The 1,376-nt window shown below is 32.7% G+C and carries 3 protein-coding genes; 2 read left to right on the top strand and 1 reads right to left on the bottom strand.

From position 1 onward, the window contains the following. Positions 1-77: 77 nt before the first annotated feature. A complete protein-coding gene (locus KA856_RS13140) occupies positions 78-227 on the bottom strand; it encodes a hypothetical protein (protein ID WP_002503081.1) in 150 nt (49 codons plus the stop codon). Between the two features lie 188 nt (positions 228-415). Between KA856_RS13140 and KA856_RS13135 the strand changes: the two genes are divergently transcribed. Both KA856_RS13135 and KA856_RS13130 read left to right on the top strand, forming a co-directional pair. Further along, on the top strand, positions 416-580 hold the full coding sequence (locus KA856_RS13135; RefSeq protein WP_002503080.1) for a ribbon-helix-helix domain-containing protein: 165 nt from the start codon (positions 416-418) through the stop codon (positions 578-580). Positions 581-645: 65 nt separating this feature from the next. Continuing rightward, on the top strand, positions 646-1,209 hold the full coding sequence (locus KA856_RS13130; RefSeq protein ID WP_049388228.1) for a replication protein: 564 nt from the start codon (positions 646-648) through the stop codon (positions 1,207-1,209). Positions 1,210-1,376: the final 167 nt, after the last annotated feature.

The following is a 1,376-nucleotide window of genomic DNA, read 5'->3' as shown; positions in this document are numbered from 1 at the left end:
ACTTTTGAAGAACAAAGACTTAATGATAGCCACTTCAGTGGCGATTGGTGCTGGTTTTAACTTGGATTAATTCCAAGTTAACAACCAATCCAAATCATTGATTTCGATATCGTGAAGTCAAAAGGAAATTCTATTACAAGTAATTTTTTGGTGGGGTTTGATTTTGAAATTTTAGCAATCACTTTTTTGATTGCTTGGTTTTGAATTTTTGTTTTGAGGAGAGACATTGGGGGGTACTACGACCCCCCCAATGGGTGCAATGTGCAATGTGAAAAAATCGACTTAAGCCTTGATATTATGGGGTTTTTGACAATTTTAGACACAAAACTTAACAAAAGTATTCATGAAAACTCTAGACTTTTATGGATAATATACTATATAATACAGAATAAGGATTTAAAAAGGAGGGGTTATAATGGCTCGAGAAAAAGTTGGAATAACATTAACACCTGTAACGATTGAAAGGCTGAAAGATATATCAGAAGAGATGGGATTGAGTAAATCTCAAGCGATATCTATGTTAATTAATAATTACTATATTGAAAAAGGTAAAAAGGGGGATAGAGACAGTGGAAAATAAAAAAAGAACCTAGCTCCCAAATAGCTAAGTTCTCTAAAATCTTTATTCAACACTGTTATTTTACCATGGCAAAATATATTAAAGCAAGAACGTGGGGAATGGTTGTATATCCACAATCTGCCCCTGAAAATTGGACAGAATTACTTGAAGAAACTTATTTACAATTCGCAATATCTCCTTTGCATGATAAAGATGTTAATCCTGATGGAGAAATTAAGAAAGAGCATTGGCATGTCATACTAATTTGGGATGGACCTGTTACTCAAAATGCAGCATCAAAAATTGCTGAGAAGGTAAATGCACCACAACCAGTTAAACTTGAAAGTGTTCGTGGAGCGTATAGGTATTTCACGCATATGGATAATCCTGAAAAGTATCAGTATGATGAAAAAGATATAAAAATCTATAATGGCTTTGATATTTCTAACTATATTGCTCTTACTAGAGAAGAAAAGTATGAAGCTATTTCAAGGATAAAGAAGATTATTATTAGTGAAAACGTAACAGAATATATAGATTTATTAAGTCTTTTAGAAGAAATGGATTATAACCTATTTAAAGTTGCTTGTGATAATACATTTACTATTAATGTTTTAGTTAGATCCAATAGACATAAACATGATAATTAATTTTGAATTAGCTAGCCACTATGGCTAGCTTTTTGCGTTAGCAAAAAAGGGGGATTGGGGGTTTACCCCCAACAAGTGTATTTGCAGAACGAAATGAGCGTTAGCGAATGAAGTGGCTAGCAAATACAATGCTTGCCAAACCAAAAAATTACTTGTGATAGGAGAAA

The sequence above is a fragment of the Staphylococcus sp. GDB9P120P genome (genome assembly GCF_017893435.1).
GTDB classification, from domain to species: Bacteria; Bacillota; Bacilli; order Staphylococcales; family Staphylococcaceae; genus Staphylococcus; species Staphylococcus cohnii.
The sequence above is the reverse complement of the archived record's forward strand: the minus strand, read 5'-3'. Positions and strand labels throughout refer to the sequence as shown.

Coding starts and splice junctions, on each gene's coding strand:
- KA856_RS13140 (WP_002503081.1), bottom strand. CDS start 227: ATGTCTCTCCTCAAAACAAAAATTCAAAACCAAGCAATCAAAAAAGTG.
- KA856_RS13135 (WP_002503080.1), top strand. CDS start 416: ATGGCTCGAGAAAAAGTTGGAATAACATTAACACCTGTAACGATTGAA.
- KA856_RS13130 (WP_049388228.1), top strand. CDS start 646: ATGGCAAAATATATTAAAGCAAGAACGTGGGGAATGGTTGTATATCCA.